At 39.2% G+C, this 20,198-nt stretch carries 16 protein-coding genes; 3 read left to right on the top strand and 13 right to left on the bottom strand.

Going from position 1 to position 20,198, the window contains the following annotated elements:
- Positions 1 to 76: 76 nt before the first annotated feature.
- The 3 genes from coaD to recG all read right to left on the bottom strand — a co-directional run bounded on the left by coaD (position 77) and on the right by recG (position 3,982).
- Positions 77 to 568 (bottom strand): pantetheine-phosphate adenylyltransferase, encoded by a 492-nt coding sequence (gene coaD, locus LHV68_02590; protein ID MCB4790754.1) that lies wholly within the window; start codon positions 566 to 568, stop codon positions 77 to 79.
- Between the two features lie 537 nt (positions 569 to 1,105).
- Positions 1,106 to 1,684, bottom strand: coding sequence for a transposase (locus LHV68_02585; GenBank protein ID MCB4790753.1), 579 nt, complete (start codon positions 1,682 to 1,684; stop codon positions 1,106 to 1,108).
- A gap of 198 nt (positions 1,685 to 1,882) precedes the next feature.
- The gene (gene recG / locus LHV68_02580; GenBank protein ID MCB4790752.1) at positions 1,883 to 3,982 is read right to left on the bottom strand and encodes an ATP-dependent DNA helicase RecG; all 2,100 of its coding nucleotides are present in this window, start codon (positions 3,980 to 3,982) and stop codon (positions 1,883 to 1,885) included.
- A 172-nt stretch (positions 3,983 to 4,154) separates the two neighbouring features.
- Between recG and rpmB the strand changes: the two genes are divergently transcribed.
- Positions 4,155 to 4,346 (top strand): 50S ribosomal protein L28, encoded by a 192-nt coding sequence (gene rpmB / locus LHV68_02575; GenBank protein ID MCB4790751.1) that lies wholly within the window; start codon positions 4,155 to 4,157, stop codon positions 4,344 to 4,346.
- On the opposite strand, the gene LHV68_02570 is transcribed toward rpmB, so the two are convergent.
- The 10 genes from LHV68_02570 to bamA all read right to left on the bottom strand — a co-directional run bounded on the left by LHV68_02570 (position 4,339) and on the right by bamA (position 16,576).
- Positions 4,339 to 5,304: a hypothetical protein gene (locus tag LHV68_02570; protein MCB4790750.1), complete on the bottom strand. Its 966-nt coding sequence runs from the start codon at positions 5,302 to 5,304 to the stop codon at positions 4,339 to 4,341. The genes rpmB and LHV68_02570 overlap by 8 nt on opposite strands.
- Before the next feature lie 14 nt (positions 5,305 to 5,318).
- Positions 5,319 to 7,040 carry an ABC transporter ATP-binding protein/permease gene (locus LHV68_02565; protein ID MCB4790749.1) on the bottom strand — a complete coding sequence of 574 codons (1,722 nt, stop codon included), beginning with the start codon at positions 7,038 to 7,040 and terminating at the stop codon, positions 5,319 to 5,321.
- On the bottom strand, positions 7,037 to 8,119 hold the full coding sequence (gene lpxB / locus LHV68_02560; GenBank protein ID MCB4790748.1) for a lipid-A-disaccharide synthase: 1,083 nt from the start codon (positions 8,117 to 8,119) through the stop codon (positions 7,037 to 7,039). The genes LHV68_02565 and lpxB overlap by 4 nt, the downstream gene beginning before the upstream one ends.
- Positions 8,120 to 8,126: 7 nt before the next feature.
- Entirely contained in the window at positions 8,127 to 9,056 is a 930-nt protein-coding gene (locus LHV68_02555) for a Gfo/Idh/MocA family oxidoreductase (GenBank protein ID MCB4790747.1), read from the bottom strand.
- A gap of 136 nt (positions 9,057 to 9,192) precedes the next feature.
- Positions 9,193 to 9,993, bottom strand: a complete 801-nt coding sequence (gene lpxI / locus LHV68_02550) for a UDP-2,3-diacylglucosamine diphosphatase LpxI (protein ID MCB4790746.1) — start codon at positions 9,991 to 9,993, stop codon at positions 9,193 to 9,195.
- 277 nt (positions 9,994 to 10,270) lie between these two features.
- Entirely contained in the window at positions 10,271 to 11,062 is a 792-nt protein-coding gene (gene lpxA, locus LHV68_02545; protein MCB4790745.1) for an acyl-ACP--UDP-N-acetylglucosamine O-acyltransferase, read from the bottom strand.
- Positions 11,059 to 12,405: a bifunctional UDP-3-O-[3-hydroxymyristoyl] N-acetylglucosamine deacetylase/3-hydroxyacyl-ACP dehydratase gene (locus LHV68_02540; protein MCB4790744.1), complete on the bottom strand. Its 1,347-nt coding sequence runs from the start codon at positions 12,403 to 12,405 to the stop codon at positions 11,059 to 11,061. Before LHV68_02540 ends, lpxA begins: the two co-directional genes overlap by 4 nt.
- Positions 12,406 to 12,411: 6 nt before the next feature.
- Entirely contained in the window at positions 12,412 to 13,422 is a 1,011-nt protein-coding gene (gene lpxD, locus LHV68_02535) for a UDP-3-O-(3-hydroxymyristoyl)glucosamine N-acyltransferase (GenBank protein ID MCB4790743.1), read from the bottom strand.
- Position 13,423: 1 nt separating this feature from the next.
- Positions 13,424 to 14,152, bottom strand: coding sequence for a hypothetical protein (locus LHV68_02530; protein ID MCB4790742.1), 729 nt, complete (start codon positions 14,150 to 14,152; stop codon positions 13,424 to 13,426).
- Between the two features lie 123 nt (positions 14,153 to 14,275).
- On the bottom strand, positions 14,276 to 16,576 hold the full coding sequence (gene bamA / locus LHV68_02525) for an outer membrane protein assembly factor BamA (GenBank protein ID MCB4790741.1): 2,301 nt from the start codon (positions 16,574 to 16,576) through the stop codon (positions 14,276 to 14,278).
- A gap of 394 nt (positions 16,577 to 16,970) precedes the next feature.
- Between bamA and LHV68_02520 the strand changes: the two genes are divergently transcribed.
- Positions 16,971 to 18,647 carry a gliding motility-associated C-terminal domain-containing protein gene (locus tag LHV68_02520; GenBank protein MCB4790740.1) on the top strand — a complete coding sequence of 559 codons (1,677 nt, stop codon included), beginning with the start codon at positions 16,971 to 16,973 and terminating at the stop codon, positions 18,645 to 18,647.
- A gap of 179 nt (positions 18,648 to 18,826) precedes the next feature.
- Positions 18,827 to 20,155 carry a hypothetical protein gene (locus LHV68_02515; GenBank protein MCB4790739.1) on the top strand — a complete coding sequence of 443 codons (1,329 nt, stop codon included), beginning with the start codon at positions 18,827 to 18,829 and terminating at the stop codon, positions 20,153 to 20,155.
- Positions 20,156 to 20,198 lie beyond the last annotated feature (43 nt).

The following is a 20,198-nucleotide window of genomic DNA, read 5'->3' as shown; positions in this document are numbered from 1 at the left end:
TTATGTTGTAGTATAAGAATTTTAAAACTCTATACTAGAAATCACCGTAATCTTTGTTTTTGATCACTGTAATCAGTTAGTCCCCCAAGGGGCTAACTTGCCTTTTACTTAAATATTTATTCACCGAAACAGGAATCAGCCCTTTTAAAGAACCGCCTAGCCGTGAAATCTGTTTTATCAGGCTTGAGGAAATATAAGTATATTTTTCATCCGGCATTAAAAATACAGTCTCAATTTTCTTACTGAGCCTTCTGTTCATTAAAGCCATTTGAAATTCAAATTCAAAATCTGAGATTGCGCGCAGGCCCCTTATTATCACACTTGCTTTTCTTTTTTTAGCATAATTAACCAATAACCCCGAAAAAAACTCCACCCTGACCCCATTTAAACCTTTTGTGGTTTCTTTAAGCATAGTAATCCTGTCTTTTAATTTAAAAGTGGGTTTTTTATCGGAATTATCAGTTACCGCTACTATTACTTTCGGGAAAAGATGCGTAGCTCGCAGAATAATGTCTAAATGCCCGTTTGTTGGAGGGTCAAAACTTCCTGGGTAGATAGCTGTTTTTATCAAAAATTCCTCCACTTATTATTGATTTCTCAACAAATTTTACTCACTCTATGACAAGAGCTAAACGACTTGCTCTTTTGACTATTCTAAGCAACCGCCAATGATTCTGTGGCGAATGTCTTACGTAGGATGGCAATTTTAGTGAAGAACATGACATTATAATTTGATGAAATTATAGCAAAAAAGAATTTTGTTTTCAATGTTATCATTTTTTCCCAATACTATTCTTTATTCTGAACCTGGCATATATCCCAATTTATTATGCCATAATCGATATCTAATCTTTCTCCCTATCTGAAGACCGCCTAATTGAAGGCTGTTATTATCACGATTCCAAATATACCCCTCCGGGGGTTCCGGAAGGGTGGTAACATCATCTGAACGGAACCATATCCCTTTCCGCACCTCATTATCGAAGTCAGCTTCATCTTCACTGTATTGGTCCCAATATAATGCTTTAACATTCTTAAATTTTAACACGGTTTCCAAAAGCTTTTTGTCTATTTATAGAAATATTAAAATTTATTGACATTTTAATTATTTGTTGCTTGTAGGGGTCAGGCATGCCTGACCCTTTTGATTATTATTTTCATCCTCATCCCATTTCACAGGATTATTCATAATATATTCCCGGATGTTCTCTAATGAATTTGCTGTACGAATTATATGGTCATTGAAAGAACGCTGCCATATTTTACCGGGAATGTTTAAATTATTTTGTTGAATATATTTAACATATTCAACCGAACATTTCGATTTGAATGAACAAACAATATCAGACACCGTAGGGGCGGGCCTTGCGTCCGCCCGTAAAGATACCGAATTGTCAACAATTATAATACCGTGAATATGATTTGGCATGATAATATATTGATCCAATTCGACATTATAATATTGTTTTTTGATGTTTTGCCATTGACTATCAATTAGTTGGCCCAATTTTGATAATCTGATTTCATTTTTATAGCGGGCGGACGCAAGGCCCGCCCCTACAACTTCTATTTCACCAAAAATATTCTTTCTATCTTTTGAACAAATGGTTACAAAATAATGCCCCTCCAAAGAATAATCATACCCTTTTAATCTGGTTTGTTTTCTTGATTTGTATGTGTTCATTAATACCTGCGATTGCGTTTATTTGTATCTTTTGTCAAATTTTATTAGAAAATGAGCCTAACATACATGTCAATTTTATATTTTTTATACTTGTATTGCAATTTATTTGGGTAAGTCTAAGAGAGGTTCCGCGTCCAAACCCCTCCCTTCGCTAAAGCTTCGTAAGGCAAGTTGCATCGGAAGAGGCTCTACTTGGTTTTATCCGATATTAGACAGGGCGAACTTGTCTTTGTAGAGGGAGAGCATTTCTATCCTTAAAACGAGGTTTTCGTGGTTTATAAGACCGGGGTCTTCCTTAATTATTTTTTGCGCTGCATCTTTTGCCTGTTCTATTACAGGAGCGTCATAGACTATCTTTCCGGCTTTAAAAGGAGGCAAGCCGTGCTGCATTGTGCCAAAGAACTCGCCTGGGCCCCTTAAGGAGAGGTCTTCTTCTGCTATGGCAAAACCGCTTGCGTTATTGACAAGCACGTTTATCCTTCTTATCGAATCTTCGCTTTTTGGCTCTCCTATCAAAAAGCAAAAAGATTTATCTTTCCCCCTTCCTACTCTTCCTCTTAATTGATGGAGCGTTGCAAGGCCGAACCTTTCTGCGTGTTCAATGACCATTACAGTGGCATTGGCTACGTCTATTCCAACCTCAATTACTGTTGTTGAAATAAGTATATCGTATTTCTTGTCCCTGAAATCAAGCATTATTTTGTCTTTTATACCGGCCGGCATCTGCCCGTGCAGCAGCCCCACCTTATAATCCTGAAATACCGTTTTTGACAGGTAATCCGCTTCTTTTACCGCAGCTTTAAGTTCAATTTTGTCCGATTCCTCTATCAACGGATAAACTATGTATGCCTGATGGCCCTTTTTTATTTCGTCTTTAACAAGATTATAGCTTTGAAAATCTTTCAGGTGCATGGTTTTGACCGGCTGCCTGCCGGGAGGCAGTTCATCAATTACAGAAATATCCAGGTCGCCGTACAAAGTAAGCGCAAGAGTCCTTGGGATAGGAGTTGCCGTCATAACGAGCACATCGGGATTTTTTGATTTTATATGTATCTCCGCCCTCTGCATTACCCCGAACCTGTGCTGCTCATCTATAACTATCAGGCCAAGGTCTTTAAATTTAACATCTTCTTCTATAAGTGCGTGAGTCCCTATTATTAAATTTGTCCTGCCCAGGGACAAGTCTTCTTTTATTGAGCGTTTTTCCTTTTTGGCTCTGTTAGCCCTGCCTGTCAAAAGAGCTGTGTTGATGTTTAAACCTTTAAGCATATTATTTACTGTCAGGAAATGCTGTTCAGCAAGTATCTCAGTAGGCGCTAGGAAAACTGCCTGGTATCCGTTTTCTATAGCTAACAGGACAGCGCTAAGCGCAACAACCGTTTTCCCTGAGCCGACATCGCCCATTAAGAGGCGGTTCATGGGAGTTGTTTTCTGCATGTCAGAGAATATCTCATTTATCACCTTCTTCTGGGAAGCTGTAAACTCAAACCCCAGCTTTTCCCTGAACGGCGTTAAAAGGGACTTTTTAACCGGATATTTTCTTTCCTTAAAGTTTTTGTTGTTCCTTTCCTTGACTATAGCAAGGGCTGTTTCAAGAAGCAGGAACTCGTCAAAAGCAAGCCTTTTTCTTGCCGGCTCGATATCAGAAAGCTCTTTCGGGAAATGAATGGACATAAGAGTTTCCTTTGCATTTTTAAAATTCATTGCCTTTTTTATGCTTTCCGGGCAAGGTTCGGGCCAATCGTGCCGGCTGCTGTCTACGGCATGGTACATGAATTCCCTGAACCATTTTTGGCTGATGCCTTCTGTCAATGGGTATACCGGTACTATCCTGTTAAAATGTATCAACTCACCCAGCTTTGTTTCATCCGCCACCGGCTCATATTCTTCGGCATTTATTTCTTTTTTTCCGAAATTAATTTCTACTTGGCCGTAAACAAGCACTTTTTTGCCTTTGACAAAATCCCTTTTTAGCGAAGAAAAAATATCATGCTTGTAGTATGGGCTCGATTTCCTGAAAAAAACAGCAAAAATTATTCCGCTTCCATCGCTTAAGCACGCCTTGAATGCAGAAAGGTTTTTGCCCAGCTGTATTTGTTCCGATAACTCAACTTTAGCCAGGATAATTGCTTTCTTGCCGGCAGAGGCAAGGGCTATCTTTAAGGGTACCTTGCGGTCTTCGTATTCTCTTGGAAAATAACTCAACGCATCATGAATGGTTTTTATACCAAGGCGGGAGAGCATTTCTGCTCTTTTAGGGCCGATTCCTTTAATATACTGGACAGATTGATTTAACATGATTTTTAGTATAGCAAATTCAGCTTAACCATTTTACACTTCGCAGGAGTTCCGCCCAGGGCGGACCACCTCCGAAGTGTCCAAAATCAGATGACACTTGCTATTTAGTGATTAATTTGGTATATATATACTTCAATAAAACAAGAAAAATCTACGGAGGTAAACAAATAAAATGTCTTTTAAATGCGTAATTTGCGGGAAAGGGCCAAAAAGCGGTAATAAAGTCAGCCATTCACATAAAGCCTCGAACAGGACTTTTATGCCTAACCTTCAACATCAGAAAATAATTTTAGCAGGTAAAAAGATAAAAGCTTACGTATGCACTAACTGCATCAAATCAGGCGAAGTCATAAAAGCTATTTAACAGGGATATTCAAGCTGAACAAATACCTGTAAACATCATTGCTTGAAACCATATATTTTTCCCCTGCCAATGACAATTTGTAACTGCCTTTCTGGTAAGATATTCCTCCGGTAAACCTTGACAGGTTCTTATTGTTCAGGTCCGGCCCGTACATACCTATTTGAAAGCTTAAAATATTTCCCAGGCTCTGTTCTAAACCTATATGCGTCAGTTCTTGCGGAGAACTGTCGTCTTTCCTGTAATATCTTTTTTCCCAGTCAAAAGCAAAAATAGAAAATTTCGAAATATTAAATGAAAATCCGGTTACTATAGAAAACGGCAGCAAATCAGTTTCATAGTCATCCCACCACATGAAGCCGCACAGGTTTTTCAGATTTAAACCCACGTTCAGCTCATCAGAGACTTTACAAATTGTGCCCAGGTCCAGGCTAACGCCGTTACCGTCGGAAATTACCGCCGACGGGATATTGTTTATGATCTTTGACTGGCCTATCCTTCCGCTTAAATATGTAAGGTTAAGACCTGTATAGACCTTATCTTCCTTTGTTTTTACTGAAAAAGTGTAAGCATTGATCTTAGTCTGGGTATCTATCTTGTCTAATCCGCTTACAATATGTATGGCGTCGCTAGCCAGCGGCCGCCAGGATAAAGCTCCTTGCGGGTTGGAGAGCCCGATAAAAACCAGGTTCCTGATCTGCAATGCTTCACCCTGTACTATTTCATCTGAGGTCAAAGCGCTCTGCCTGGTTATTTCGTAGCTGAAAGACAATAAACTGTCTTCCGATAAGCCAAGGCCCGCAGGATTAAAATAGATAATGGAAGGGTCTCCTCCTACAGTGCTGTAAGCATAGCCCAGGCCCAGAGACCTGCCTCCTGGAGGAAGGCCGTCAAAGGTATTATATTGTGTCGGAGCTTCAGGTTTAGCAAAAACTGAAGTACAAAATGAAAATAGCGACAATAAGATGACAGTAATTAATCCAAGATTTGCAGGTAATGTAAACGTTTGTATATGCCCTCCTCGTTGCCTAATAATTGTTCGTGCGTTCCCTGTTCGACTATTTTTCCTTTATCCAGGACAATGATCCTGTTTGCCTTTTTTACCGTAGCAAGCCTGTGCGCGATGAGAAAAACCGTCCGGTGCTGCATCAAACGTTCGATCGCTTCCTGAACGAGTTTTTCGGATTCGGCATCGAGCGAACTCGTCGCTTCATCCAGTATCAATATCGGCGGGTTCTTTAATATGGCTCTTGCTATTGAAAGCCTCTGCTTTTCCCCTCCTGAAAGCCTTACCCCCCGTTCTCCTATCATAGAATTATAGCCCTGGGATAATTGTTCTATAAATTTATGCGCGTTTGCCGCTTTTGCTGCTGAAACTATCTCTTCGAAAGCTGCCTCTTTCTTGCCGTAAGCTATATTAAAATTTACTGTCTCATTAAACAATATTACTTCCTGGGTCACTATGCCGATTTGAGTACGCAAAGACTGCAATGTCACATCCCTTATATCTTTATCGTCAATTAAAACCCTGCCCTCATCCACATCATAAAAACGAAGCAGAAGGTTTGCAAGCGTCGTCTTTCCGGACCCGGACGGGCCGACCACTGCGATTATATCTCCCTGGTTTATACTAAGATTTATTTTTGAAAGCACATTTTCTTTTTCAGGATAATGAAAAGTCACGTTATCATATACAATAGAAGCTTTAAAAGGCTGCAAGGTTACTGCTCCATCATTGTCGACTATAGTCGGTTTTTCGTCCAGTATCTCAAATATGCGTTCCGCTCCTGCGATCGCCTGTTGTATCAGCGAATTAGTGCTTGCAAAATTCTTTAAAGGCTGGTAAATAGAAAAAGCAGCTGTAAGGAACGCGAAAAACGAGCCCGGAGTCCAAACTCCGTTTATGACGTCCATTCCGCCGAACCACAGGACAAAGGCTACGGCAACCGCTCCTATAAATTCCATTATCGGGCTTGAACGGGCGTCTACCCGAATAAACTTCTGCTGGGTCTGATAAAAATCCTCGTTTTCTTTATGAAAGCGTTTTATTTCATCATCTTCTTTTATAAAAGCTTTTATAACATTTATTCCTGAAAGGGTTTCCTGGAGGGATTCGTATACTTCAGCCATCTGTTTCTGCCCTTCTCTTGAAGCGTTCCTCATTTTTCGGGCAAAACCCGACAGAGGTATGCTTGCCACGGGAAATATTATGAGCGACAGGGTTGCAAACCTCCAGTTCAAATAAAATATAATGCCTATCATAAAGATCACGGTAAGGCCGTCCCTTATTATGCTGGGCGGGACCCGGAACAAGGCATTCGATAAAACCTGTACGTCGTTCGTAACGCGGGCCATCAGTTTTGAAGTAGAGTTCTTTACGTAAAAACTGTGCGACAGCGTAATTAATTTTTCATAGAGCTCGTTCCTCAAGGTCTTGATTATGTTTTGAGTTATGTAATACATGAGGTAGTTCTGTCCGTAACCTGCGATCCCTTTTAGGAAAAATGCTACAGGTATCATAGCCGTTAAAATATAAAGCATCTTTGTGTCGCGTGCTATAAATATCTTGTCTACCATGTTTTTTACTATCCACATGGTAGCGCCGGTTATAGCCGAGAAAATAGCCATACAAAAAAGAGATAACAAGAACCGGTTCATGTGAGGCTTTAAATAATCAATAAGCCTTTTTAGTATCATACGATCCCCAATATTATTTTTGCCGCCCTTATGCTTACATAATTCTGGCCCAGGCGGCTCCTGAAAGATATCAATTTTTTCTTAAGATAGTCCAATTTTTCTGTGTTCCTTAACAGGTTTATTGCAGCTCCTGCGATATTTTGAGGCGTCGCTTCATTTTGAATGAACTCAGGCACTACTTCTTTTTCTTCCAGGATATTTACCATGGTTATATACTTTACGTTCGCGACCATCCGGGCGATCAGATAATTCAATTGCGAAAGTTTATAAAAAACTATCATAGGCACACCTAAAAGAGCGTTTTCCAAACTTACCGTACCCGAAACGCTAAGAGCTAGAGTAAGTTTTTTTCTTTCATCATAGGTATCTTCATAAAATACCGGTATATCAGTATTTTTATAATCCAGTGATCTCAACCCGAAGATCTTAAAATCCGAAGGTATCTCTTTATTAATAATATCTTTAACTTCTTTAAGCAATTTTAAATGACGGTCGACTATGTGCTGCCTTGAGCCTGGGAAAAGCCCTATCACCGGTCTTTCATACCCTGATTTAAACGAGTTAGAGTCTACGGCAGGTACCATATCTATGAGAGGATGCCCGACAAAAGCCGTATCCATGCCTGCTTTCTTGTAGATATCTACTTCAAAAGGAAGAATTACAAGCATTTTATTTACAAACTTTGAGAGTTTCTTCACCCTTCCCGGCCTTGAAGCCCATACCTGTGGGCTGATGTAATAATAAACAGGAATTTGCTGCCTGTAAGCCTCACGAGCTATATGTATATTAAAACCGTAATAATCGACAAGTATCACTTTATCCGGTTTTCTTTCTTTCCAGTACAGGGTAATCTTTTTGAATATTTTTCTTAATTTAAAATACTGTCTTATCGGTAAAAAACCAAAAGCGCTGAAACTGACTATATCATCAAGGAAATGATCAGATACAATTTTAAGGTTTTCTCCGCCGACAGAAGATACATAAGTATCCTTTGACAGAGATTTTATCGAACGCACAAGGTTTGCGGCATGTTTGTCACCGGAGGCGTCTCCGGAAACAATAAATATGTTTTTATTCATTGGTTGACTATAACTTCATGTTCTTTAAGATTTCATGGGCAAGTTCCAGAGCATCCCTGCCGTGTTCACCTGACACCATTGTTTTTTTCCCTTCAATAACACAGGTCAGGAAATGGTCAAGTTCCTTATAAAGCATTTCCTCATCCTTTAATTTCGGCTTAATTATTTCAATATCGTTAAAACTCTTTATCACATCGGACTTTTTGCGGTATACTTTCAGGCTTTTATTCGCATAATCGACGGATATGTAGCTGTCGTTCTGAAAAACCCTTATTTTTCTGTATTTTTCAAGAGATACCCTGCTGGCAGACAGGTCGGCTATGCAGCCGTTTGAAAATTTTAAACGGGCCTTTACGATATCTTCATGGTCAGATAAGACCTTTGCACCGAAAGCTTCCAGTGAAACCACTTTGTCGTTCATTAAAGCAAGCAATATATCCAGGTCATGGATCATAAGATCCAGCACAACACCTATATGACTCGTCCTAGGATCATAAGGCCCAAGCCTGTTAACTTCAATGAATTTTGGCGAGTGGATGAACGGTCTGGCTGCTATCACGGCAGGATTAAACCTTTCAATAAGCCCTACCTGAAGCAGAAGCTTTTTTTCAATCGATATGGAGATAAGCTCCTGTGCTTCTTCTACTGTCGAAGTAAAAGGTTTTTCGACAAGGCAATGAATCCCGGCTTCCATCAATTCTTTTGCTATTTTAAAATGAAAAGGAGTAGGTACCGAAATAACTGCCGCCTGTATCTTGCCTATAACGCTTTTATAATCGGAGTGACTTTGTGCGTTATATAGCTTTGCTATTTTTTCGCCTCTTTTTGTATCGACATCAACGATAGCTGTCAATAAGGAATTGGGATGGTTGGCAAGGACCCTTGCATGGTGCTGTCCCAGTGAACCAACTCCTAGAACAGCTGTTTTTATGTTCATAATTTTCCCTTATTATTATCGAAATTATGTGTCATACCCGCGAAAGCTGGTATCCAGAAGTTTTATCTTCGATATTAAAAACTGGGTTCCTGCTTTCGCAGGAATGACAAAATGCGTCGAACAACAGTGATTTTCCTTATAACGCAACGATAGTTATATTATTTTCATTTGCCAGTTTCATCAGTTTTTCTTTTTCGATCAAAAGAGTCATCTCTGAATCTATTGCAATTATTTTTGCTTTGACCTCGGACATAACTTCTATCGTTTTTGGGCCGATAACAGGTATGTCAAAACGAAAATCCTGGTTAGGTTTTGCTACCTTCACAACTACGACATCTTCTTTTCCTAGTGATGCTCCCCGCCTTATGCATTCATCCGTGCCTTCAATAGATTCGACTGCCAGGACACAGCGGTCTTTTACCACAACGCTTTGCCCTATATCCAGGCCGGCGATATGTTTGGCGATGTTATGCCCGAACTCGATATCTCTTTGATCTTCTTTGTTTGGTTTTTTACCGGTAATAAGGCCTTTTTTGGGGAGCATATGTTTCAGGAATTGATGGGAAGGAAGCAGCTTTACGCCTTCTTTTTCAAACTCATACGATACTGCGCCGAGTATCGTATCTGCCTTTTTATCTTTAAGGCCGGATAAAAGTTTTACTGCACGCAGATCTAGTTTTAAAGCATCGAACAGTTTGGCATGCTTTACCTGACCTGCCATCAATGCTTCGGCAATATTTTCTTTTTTAAAAAAATCTATCATTGCCTGCAGCTTTCCGAGAGGTAGCCATACTATTTTATCAACGGTCTTTTCCAAAGAAGGGTCTGTCTCTTCTTTCAAGGCTATCGCAAATACTTCGTTACCTTCTTTTTTTATCTCTTCAGCTGCTAAAAATGGGAAACGTCCATTGCCTGCAATTAGGCCAACTCTTTTCAATTTTAGTCCCTTAAATTTTTATTTCTGTTGGGTCTCTAAGCTGTTAAAAGACTTGTAAGCATTGTTTTTTATCTGCTTATTGTCTGCCGGCTTTCTTGCCGTACAGCCAATAAATATTAGTACAATGGTCAATAAAATATACTTTTTCATAAGTTAGACTCCATTTCGTTCCGCTAACTGATTACACAGATTAAACTTCAGATTACACCGATTTCATGTGTGAGATTTTGCCTTTAATCTGTGTAATCAAGACCGTTGATGACTTTTTCAACGGTCTTTACATCTCCTCAGTATTTTCTTTTCTTCCGGGACGGCAAATGCCTCGTTTGGATTTATGTATAAAATCTATCATTTCCCTTACTTCTTTTTTAGGGTCACTTGCTTCAAGCTGGTCTAAAGCTTCTTCCATCGGAAGGCCAGAAAGAAAAAGGGTCTTGTAAGCATTTTTAATTTCTTCTATCATTTCAGCCGTAAATCCGCGTCTTTTCATGCCGACCAGGTTTAAGCCCACTAATTTCGCCCTGTCGCCCTGTGCCTGGGTAAATGGCAGTATATCTAAGGAAACTTTTGCCCCGCCGCCAACCATGGCAAGCTTGCCGACCCTGGTGAATTGATGAAAGCCGACCAGGGCACTGATAACAGCAAAGTCGCCTATTTCTACATGTCCCCCGATCGTTGCCGCATTTACCGTAATTACGCCGTTTCCGATGATACAATCGTGTGCTATATGAGTATAGGCCATGAAAAGGCAATTTTCTCCTATAACGGTTTTACCGCTTGCGGTAGTACCGCGATTAAGCGTACAAAATTCCCTGACTGTACAATTATTTCCCAGAATAAGTTTTGTAGGTTCGCCTTTATATTTAAGGTCCTGGGGAGCCGTACCTACTGCTGCATGGCTGTGAATTATGCAGTTTTCCCCGATTTCGGCAAACTCTATTATTGCGTGAGAACCTATTTTGCTTTTAGCTTTAATCTCAGTCCCTTCCCCTATTATAGCGTAGGGCCCGACTTCCACATCATCTGCTAGCTTTGCATTTGAATCTATTATTGCTGTTTTATGAATCATTTCACGCCCTCTTTATCTACGATTGCAAACATGAACTCCGCTTCGGCTACAAGGCCATTATTTACAAATGCTTCTCCGCGAATTTTCCCGCCGCGTTCCCTGGCCCTTAAGACCTCTATCCTCAGTTCCAAAACATCGCCCGGGTAAACGGGCTTTCTGAACTTTGCGTTTTCAATCGACATAAAAAACGCCAGTTTATTTTTAAGGTCCGGGCGGGACATGAATAAAATGCATGCAGTTTGCGCCAGAGATTCCACTATCAACACACCGGGCATTATAGGCTGACCGGGAAAGTGGCCTTGAAAAAAGCTTTCGTTTCCGCTGACACACTTAAATCCGGTCGCCCGTTTTAGTTCCTCATTTATTATGACCTTATCTATCATCAAGAAAGGATATCTATGGGGAATCAATTGCTGAATCATATTAATATCCATCATAGTCCCTATAGGTGCTGAAACATTGCTCATAGTTTTTGGCTCCTTATCTTCTTTTTGTACCAGGCCGTTTTTGCCTTCCAGCTCGGCTAGTTTTTTTGCGAAATTAATATTATGGTTATGACCGGGCCGTACGGCTACTATATGAGCTTTTATAGGCTTGCCGAGCAAATACAGGTCTCCGATAAGGTCCAATATCTTATGCCTGACGAATTCATCTTTAAAACGCAGGGTTTTATCCGGGTTATGAATATCATTTAAACCTATTACGATAGCGTTGGTCAGGTCCCCGCCTTTTCCAAGGCCTTTCTTTTTTAAGGCTTCTATCTCATAATCAAAGCAAAAAGTCCTGGCAGGCGCAATCATATTAATAAAAGAATCAGGAGTGACTACAACAGAAGCTTTCTGTTCTGATAAATAAGGGTGGTTATAAACTACGGTACAATCTATCTTGAATTCATCCGAAGGAAATGCCGTAATCTTGACTTTATCGACTTCGTAGGTATAAGGTTCAGTTAAAGTAAAATACTGTCTTGGAGCATCCTGTTCTACGAGCCCCGCTTTAACGATGATATCTACAAAAGGTTTTGCGCTTCCGTCCATTACAGGGGGCTCATTATTAGTCAGGCATATCTCCATATTATCTATGCCAAGCCCTGAACACACTGCCAGAATATGTTCTACTGTATGCACACGCACTGTCTCGGTGCCTATCGTTGAACCTCTTATAGCCCCAAGAACTTGGTGATAGGTCGCATGTATCTCGGGACTGCCGGGTAAATCAATGCGTTTGAACCTTATCCCGGTATTGGGAGGCGAAGGTTTAAATTCAGCTTTTGCGATATTCCCCGTATGAAGGCCTATACCTTCCATTGTTATTTCTTTACTGATAGTTTTCTGTTTTTCCATAGATTGCTATCCTTTCTTCTCCATCTTTTTTATTTTTTCATATATTTCGGGCAGTTTTTGTATTAAGGCCTGGATCTTCAGATTTTTCTTATGGTCCCTGGCAGGAAGCCCTGAAACTATCTCGCCGGATTTTATATCACTTATTACTCCGGATTGCCCGCCGATGATCGCTCCGTCTCCGATACTGATATGCCCGGCAACGCCTGCCTGGCCTGCGATCGTCACATTGTTCCCGATCCTGGCTGAACCTGCTATCGAAGCGGAAGAAACGATTATACAGTTCTCGCCAATTTGGACATTGTGAGCTATCTGTATCTGGTTGTCGATTTTAGTTCCTCTGCCAATGAATGTTTTTCCGATAGTAGCCCTGTCAACAGTGGTATTTGCTCCTATCTCTACATTATCTCCGATATCAACAGTTCCTATCTGAGGTATTTTATGAAGGCTATTTCCGTCAGGTACAAAACCGAACCCGTCGCCCCCAATTATCACTCCTGGGTTAAGTATCACCTTATTCCCGATTACTACGTTTTCTCTTATGATTACCCCAGGATAAATCAGGCACTCCTCTCCTATCTTTGTATTTTCACCCACATAGCATTGAGCGTAAATTATCGTCCTATCACCTATTACAGCATTATCTTCAATTACAGAATAAGGGCCGATATGCGCAGCCAAACCTATTTTTGCACTTCTTGAGACCACGCAGGAGGGATGGACCCCTACTCTTCCCAGCTTTATTCTTTCTTTTTCTATTATCTCCAGTATCTTTGCAAACGCAAGCTGCGGATTTTTTACTTTGACCGCAGGTTTATCAGAAACATCATATTTCTTCGGCAACAATATAAGCCCGGCTCTTGAGGATGCCACCTGCTTGGAATATTTCTCATTTCCAAGAAATGAAACATCGTCTTTACCGGCTTCTGAGAGACTGGCAGCTCCTGTAATTACTATTTCAGGTTGTGCAAAAAGTTCCCCTTCTACAATTTCCGCTATTTCTTTTGCGGTCAATTTCATGTCATCTTCCTCTCAACCTATCCAGTACTTTGTCGGTAAGATCCTTAGCCGTTTTTCCAAATAAGATCTGGCTTTTATCAACTATAATTGTTACCCCTTCTTCATCTGCGATTTTGCCAAGAACAGTGTAGATGTCAGCTAAAACGTTATTCGTCTGGTCTTCTTCAAGTTTTGTAAGGCACTCTTTCTGAGTATTGACCAGTTTTACAATGTCCAGTTTTTTTGTTTCGGCAGTTTTCTTGATTATTTCAAGGCCTTTTTCAATGTCGGAAACCGCTTTTTCTTTTTCACTTATTACTGCCGGATTAACAGCCGGTTTTGATGTGGGCGTTGATTGCGATACTTGCAGGTTCATTTGGGAGGTCTGTGCCGGTTGCAAAGCATTCTGGTCGATTTTAGAGGATACATTTTTTAAGACCGCAATTTCATCTTTAGTCCTGTTTAGTATGGTGGTACTTGATATGATCATCTGCTCAAGCCTGCCGATTTCAAGTTGCAGAGTATTTATTTCTTTTTTCTTTGAATCAGCTGTTACACAGAATTCATCTTTAAGGCGTTTTGTCATAGGGTGTTCTGAAAAAACCTTATCGATATCTACGTATCCTATGCTTGTTTCCTGGCCCTTTCCTTGAGAAATGGTACTTGGCTGTTTATCAAGAGAGATTTCGACCGCATTTGATGCCACAGGTAAGTAAAAAGTTAAAATTAACATAACTAGGATGTTATACATATTAACCTCTTCTTCATTATAAAATTAGCAATTATCAGTTAGCATTTCAAAATAAAATCAAAAGCTAAAATAAGTAAGCTGTTAATTTGCCTTGTTAATTGCTGATTTTGTCTTTTGCCTTAACTAAAATATATTACCTATCGAGAAATAAAACTGGCTCATACTCTCCCCGGGTTCATGGTTAAACCCGTATCCCCAGTCAAGCCTTAAAGGAAATACTGGAGTCGTAAACCTTATCCCAAAGCCAGCACCAGATTTCATCCTGAATTTCGTAATTGTATTTGTTGCCGAATCCCTTTCATTGCTCCCTATCTCAAGGTTAAGGTCTCCTGGATTATTCCAGGTGCCTCCGACATCAAAAAATATTGCACCGACTATCACAGAATGTTTTTTTTCTTGTACTATAGGGAACTTATACTCTACATTATAGACATACTCGATTTTTCCGCCCTGTATAGGCCCGATCTCGGACCTGTATTCATAGCCCCTGACCGTATCTGCCCCTCCGATGTAAAATCTTTCATAGACAGGTATGTCGGATGAAGACCCGTAATTCTGTATCATGCCAAGGGTGGAATTTATCGATAAAACGAATTTCCAGAATGTCGGTATAAATACTGAATTTCTTAAAACTGGTTTTATAAAATTAATGTTCCCCCCTAAGGGCCCTCCGGCTATCTGCAAAGAGAATGATTGTCGCCCTCCTTTTGAAGGGTCAAAAATATTGTCCCTTGTATCCCAGGCGATTTGAGTGGCTATGCTGGATGTTACATCACTAGTAGGAACAACATTGCTTGAGGCTTGTGTAGGGGTATCAAGGTTTATATCAAAAACGCTCACATGCGCGTAGGTATATGTAAAAAACAAGCTTAAGTATTCATTTAAACGCGGCCCGACACTTATTGTTCCGCCTTTTCGTCCTTCTTTATAAGCACTGAATATTGAACCATAATCCCTTGTTACTTCTGTATCAAACAAACCCAAACCAAGGCTGACGGGCTTGTTCAAAAACCAGGGCTCTGTCCAATTTATCTCATAATTCTGCCTTCTGGCGCCAAATTCCCAGGTTAAATTAAGCCTCTCTGCCCTTCCGAATAGATTTATATGCTGGACCTGCAGTGTACCGACCAATTGATCGACCGAAGAATAACCCGCTCCTGCCGAAAGCATTCCGGGTTTTCCTTCTGAAATATTTAAACTCAGGTCCATCACATCTCTTTTATCGGTCGGAAGTATTTGAGGATCAACAGCATCAATAAAACCTAAATTATGGATCTTTTCTATACTTCTTCTTACCTTTGAAGCTGAGAATACGTCACCTTCCCTTATAACCAACTCTCTTTTTATAACAAATTCTTTTGTATTTGTTAATCCATCTACATAAATCCTGCCTACATAAATTACACTGTTTTCCTTTATGTCAAAGAGTATGTCCATTATGCCTTTTTCTTGATCCGGAGTGAATTTCGGCACAACCTGGCAATTTAAATAACCTTTATCTGAATAAAGCTCCAGGATAGCCTGCTGAGATTCTTTAAATTTTTCTTCCTGGTAAAGGCTTCCAGGCTTCAAGGTAACATCTTTTTTAATTTGAGAATCGGTAAAAACGATATTGCCTGAAAAAGAAATATTTCCGACTTTATATTTTTTCCCCTCGCTGATATTCATTGAAATGAACATTTGAGTTCTTTCTTTATTGTACGTGATTTTCGGCTCATCAACCTGAATCTGTATATAACCGTTATTTTTGTAAAACTCTTTTATCGCATCAATGTCATTTTTCAGATTTTCTTCTTTAAAAACCTTTTTCTTCTTGACTTTATCCATCTTCCCTTTGATCTTCTTTGCCTTATAAACTTTGGTCCCCGTTATCTCAACTCCGCCTATCAATATCCTGTTCCCTTCACTTATCAAAAAAGAGAGGGTCATTTCATTAGTTTTCTCATTAATGGTCGGATAGACCTCCATCTTGCAGTCGGCATAGCCTTTATCGCCGTAAAGCACCATTATTTTATCTTTAGATTCCTGTAATTTCAATAGTTCGTAGTAGGTTTTTTCCTTTAGAGTTATTTCAGACATCAATGAACCGCGTGATATTTTTTTATTACCCTTAAAATTAATTCTCTTTATGTACGGCTTTTCTTTCACTTTAAAAGTTATTTTCCATGTCGAAGTATCTACAAGAACACTTACGTTGTCAAAATATTCCATCTCCAGCATAGTTTGAAAATCAGCCTTTATTTTACTTTCAGAATAGGGCTTGCCTGTCTTTGATTTGATTTTTTTAAGTACTGTCTTTTCTTTTATGTTGATTAAGCCTTCAATATAGATCCCGGAAATCTTGTTTACCTTGTAGTTATCTGCAAACACAACATTCACCAAAACCAGAACCAAACCGAAGATTAGTATAATGTTTTTTGTCATTCCACCAGCCTTATTTTTTAGTAAAATTTAATAAGCATGAAAATTGATTATACAAAAAAAAATTGAATTATGCAACTTTTTCAATTTTTTTCATGTTTTTGCTTGATTTTTTTGTTCTTAGAAAGCATAAGCTATATTATAATATTAGAAATATAATTATAGGGAATTATCAATAATTTAACATAATTTTTAGAACTAAAAATATAATGTTACTTGTAGATTTATAGAAAATATATTGAATTTTCAATAATATAATTATAGTATATTGAATATTGTTAATTAAAATAATATATATTATATAAAAGCATTGCAATCTAAACAATTATTAATTATAATATTATTGGAAGTTGAAGTAAAAAGCTTAGTTTAAGTATCATTTGAAAAGGTTGAGCAAATGAACAAATTTTTTAAAGAATTAATTATTCTAACAGCTTTACTTTTTCTTTTCGTTTCTATTTCCTTTACCTGGCAAGTAAACGGGAATAACGATTTGATTGGAATGCTTAATTCCGGTGGAAATGCATCCACTGCAAGCGGGGTTTATGAAAATGACGGGTCTTTTGGTTCATTTGTATCCGCATCTGTGGTTTCTACGTATGACCTCAACAGCGGATTTTTGCCAAACGTCAACAACCTCCCACTGTCAATCCTAACATTCCCTCTAAATAATTCTACTACAGTAACTGCTCAGCCGACTTTTCAATGGGATTACTCAGACGCTGACTCCCATACTCAAAGAGGCTTTTTAGTCGAGCTGTCTACCGATGTAAATTTTTCAATAGTAAACTATACATCCGGCGAAACCAACTCTGCAAATAAATTCTGGCAAATCTCGATGATAGATGCAGCAACCTATTACTGGAGAGTCAAAGTTAAGGATGATCCATGGGACGAGTGGAGCCTGAGAGGCGCAACAAATAAAGTTATTGTTATAACCAAATTACTCGATACGATCAAGTCATTACAGCCTTCGGGCATATTTTTAACAGTAGCAAATAATAAACCGACAATATCCTGGGATGTACCGGTTAACAATGTAAATAATACGATCTGCGACGATCAAAGTACATTCAGGGTATACAGGTCTACCGAAATATTTACGGACTGGAAAATGGTAGGCACGGTCTCCTATACAGGCTTACATCTCTACAATTGGACAGACACTTCGCTGACTCTGCCGACAAACACAGTTGAATCTTCACCGGCTATACCGAATACAAACGTATATTATTATAAGGTCACGTGTGTAGATAAGGACGGAAACGAAAGCGCAGATTCCATGATACAAGACTCAAGCAATGATTTTAATCTCATCTCGGTATCAACCGATACTCGGATGATAGTTGCTATACCGTCAAGCGTGAGCAAAGATCTTTATAAAGAAAATAACCCTATAAAAGACAATATAATTATATTGTCGCAGGAAATACCAAACGATTTAGACGACTATAATATTTTAAAGAGTTATGATATATATCCTGCTAAAGCATCAAACCTGAAAAGATTGCCTTACATGAGCTTCAACGAGGCTTTAGTACGTGTCGTCTGGCAGTTCGGCGATTCTTCCTCCGTTACTTCTTCTAGTGTCTTATCCCATGTTATTAAAAACAACATTAGCAGCAACTTGGCGTCTTTATATGACAACCAGTTCTCTCTGTACTGGAATAACGGTAATGAATGGATAAAACTCGGAAAAGATTCATTTAACGGAGCTTTATCTTTCAGGACTGCGCGCCTCGGCAAGTACATGGTAAAACAGGCATTGAAAGCTCAATCTTTTACTCTTAACAAAGTATATCCTACCATCTTTACTCCTAACGGAGATAACAGGAACGATTGCGTGGAATTCCAGTTCGAAAACCCGAAGGACAGCCCTGTAAGCGGCAGTATTTATGACCTCAGGGGCAGATTCGTCGCAAAACTAAAAAGCGGATTCAACAAGAATTCCTTAAGATGGGACGGACTGATGGATTCCGGTTCACTGGCAACTCCGGGAACATACATTTATCAAATCGAAGCTAAAGGCAGTGATTCAAAAGTAGTGAACGGCGTAATTATACTGGCACAATAAATTGAAGGCCTTTCGCGGGTACGATTATGGAGGGAATCTATAAAAACAGATTCAATTTACCCCCCACTCTACAGAAAAACCCATACCGAGTGCTGGGATATCGTTTAGCCATAATCCATACATACCAATAGAGGGCACAACATTACGAAAAAGAACCGGAGACTTCTGCAGGAAATGAAATGATCAAAAAAATAGTCTTACTTACCATTTTGATAACTTTTTTTAACCAGCCTGGTTTCGGTGAATTTGACGAGCTTGGCACCAGCGCAAGAGCTGTCGGTATGGGCGACAACTTTGTTGCAGTATGCGACGATACTTATGCTATTATTTACAACCCTGCAGGCCTTGGCAATGTTCGGCATAAGGAGATCGCTACAAACACGAATATACTTTATGCCGGATTATCGGATGCCATAAGCGAATCTTTTGCAGGATGCCTCTATAACACGCCTAAATACGGCACTTTCGGGTTCGGCTTAAGATGGTTTAAAGCAGCACAATTGTACGAGGAAGACACAACTTTCATTTCTTACGGCAAATCTTTCTTCACTATTTTCGGCCGCACAGTCTTCTTAGGCGCAAACATGAAAATGCTTACAAAACAATATGCTCAAACAATATATACTGAAAATGCTATAGATACGTTAGGAAACACATATGGCCGTGACCCTGTTTTTGCAAGTGGTTATGCTAAATCAGGAACGGCATATGATTTAGGGTTTCTTTCAAAGATTAATGACAGGATCTCAATAGGTACAGTCTTTAAGAACATCAACGAACCTGATATGGGAATGCTGACCTCAGCTAAAGTTCCTTTAATTACAAAACTGGGGATAAGTTACAGAGACAGCAGGCTTACAGTTCCTTTTGAAATAGAGTCCAGTAAGGGAGATGTTATGTATTCATCGGGGTTTGAAAGATGGGTCTCTAATCAAATAGCGTTAAGGGCAGGGCTCCAGATAGGAACCAGAGACCTCTCAAACTCAACATTTGGCCTATCTTATGACCTCAGCAACGTAATACGTATTGATTACGGTTTTTCATTCCCGTTTAAAGGGATTACGGATACCTACGGTTCTCACAGGTTTAGCATTATCTTTTCGTTCGGAATGACTGCAGAAGATAAAAAAGCAGCCAGGAGAAAGATTTCTGTAACAAGAAAAGATAGTTTCAAAAATGGAGTAAAAGCATTTAATAAGAATGAATATATAAGAGCTTATGACTTATTTAAAGAAGTATCCCAATCAGACCCTGATCCCAAAGTAAAATATAATGCATTGAAACACATTAATATTATTGTTACCGGAATGAAATCGCTTGAAAATGAAAATAGTAAATCTCCGGACAAGAATTACTATTATGCTCATGGGCTTCTTATGTATATATATAATAACTATGCTGAAGCGCTGAAATCGTGGCAATTATTCTTAGATTTTGATAAAAACAATGCGGAAGTCAATAAATATATAAAAGACTTAAAGAATATGTCGGATACCCTTCCTAAATAATTAAATCTCTTTTCCTTTCTTTTTACCTGCTACTTATGCATAT

This window comes from Candidatus Liberimonas magnetica (genome assembly GCA_020523885.1).
Taxonomy (GTDB): domain Bacteria; phylum Elusimicrobiota; class Endomicrobiia; order Endomicrobiales; family JAFGIL01; genus Liberimonas; species Liberimonas magnetica.
Note: the sequence above shows the minus strand (reverse complement) of the source record. Positions and strands in the feature narration are given on the sequence as shown.

Excerpts from the sequence above, each read along its gene's own strand:
- LHV68_02585 (MCB4790753.1), bottom strand. The coding sequence starts at position 1,684 with ATGAACACATACAAATCAAGAAAACAAACCAGATTAAAAGGGTATGAT.
- recG (MCB4790752.1), bottom strand. The coding sequence starts at position 3,982 with ATGTTAAATCAATCTGTCCAGTATATTAAAGGAATCGGCCCTAAAAGA.
- rpmB (MCB4790751.1), top strand. The coding sequence starts at position 4,155 with ATGTCTTTTAAATGCGTAATTTGCGGGAAAGGGCCAAAAAGCGGTAAT.
- LHV68_02565 (MCB4790749.1), bottom strand. The coding sequence starts at position 7,040 with ATGATACTAAAAAGGCTTATTGATTATTTAAAGCCTCACATGAACCGG.
- lpxB (MCB4790748.1), bottom strand. The coding sequence starts at position 8,119 with ATGAATAAAAACATATTTATTGTTTCCGGAGACGCCTCCGGTGACAAA.
- LHV68_02555 (MCB4790747.1), bottom strand. The coding sequence starts at position 9,056 with ATGAACATAAAAACAGCTGTTCTAGGAGTTGGTTCACTGGGACAGCAC.
- lpxA (MCB4790745.1), bottom strand. The coding sequence starts at position 11,062 with ATGATTCATAAAACAGCAATAATAGATTCAAATGCAAAGCTAGCAGAT.
- LHV68_02540 (MCB4790744.1), bottom strand. The coding sequence starts at position 12,405 with ATGGAAAAACAGAAAACTATCAGTAAAGAAATAACAATGGAAGGTATA.
- lpxD (MCB4790743.1), bottom strand. The coding sequence starts at position 13,422 with ATGAAATTGACCGCAAAAGAAATAGCGGAAATTGTAGAAGGGGAACTT.
- LHV68_02530 (MCB4790742.1), bottom strand. The coding sequence starts at position 14,152 with ATGTATAACATCCTAGTTATGTTAATTTTAACTTTTTACTTACCTGTG.
- bamA (MCB4790741.1), bottom strand. The coding sequence starts at position 16,576 with ATGACAAAAAACATTATACTAATCTTCGGTTTGGTTCTGGTTTTGGTG.
- LHV68_02520 (MCB4790740.1), top strand. The coding sequence starts at position 16,971 with ATGAACAAATTTTTTAAAGAATTAATTATTCTAACAGCTTTACTTTTT.
- LHV68_02515 (MCB4790739.1), top strand. The coding sequence starts at position 18,827 with ATGATCAAAAAAATAGTCTTACTTACCATTTTGATAACTTTTTTTAAC.